We start from the raw sequence: 497 nt of genomic DNA, 5'->3' as shown, positions 1-497 counted from the left end.
GACAGCGTCAACACCACCATCTATGATGATGGCACCACTGATGGCAGCACGCCAGTTGATCCTAACGATCCTACGGTAGGAGATGACACCCCAGTGGTGAGCATCACAGGCACGACCAGCTTGAATGAAACCGCTGTTGATGGCAGTGCCAATGAAGCGACTTATACCGTAAGCATCAGCAATCCAAGTACGGAAGATACGGTGATTGAAGTCACCATCGGTGGCGGCAGTGCGACTGGCGGCACAGGTAGTGATGCCGACTATATTGCGCCTATCACCCAAGAAGTCACCATTCCAGCGGGTCAAACCTCCGTTGACATCAGCGTACCGATTGTGGATGACAACCTATTTGAAGGCCCCGAGGACTTTACCGTTACCGTTACTGATATCACTTCAGGTACGGCAACCATTGGCCCTGATGACAGCGTCAACACCACCATCTATGATGATGGCACCACTGATGGCAGCACGCCAGTTGATCCTAACGATCCTACGGT

General features: G+C 52.5%; 1 protein-coding gene. It reads left to right on the top strand.

All coding sequences use genetic code 11. From position 1 onward, the window contains the following. Nucleotides 1-497: Calx-beta domain-containing protein (locus tag BTV99_RS12655; protein WP_218607596.1), on the top strand; the 497-nt coding region annotated here is incomplete at both ends.

This window comes from Psychrobacter sp. Rd 27.2 (assembly GCF_001921755.1).
Lineage (GTDB): Bacteria > Pseudomonadota > Gammaproteobacteria > Pseudomonadales > Moraxellaceae > Psychrobacter > Psychrobacter celer.
The sequence above is the reverse complement of the archived record's forward strand: the minus strand, read 5'-3'. Positions and strand labels throughout refer to the sequence as shown.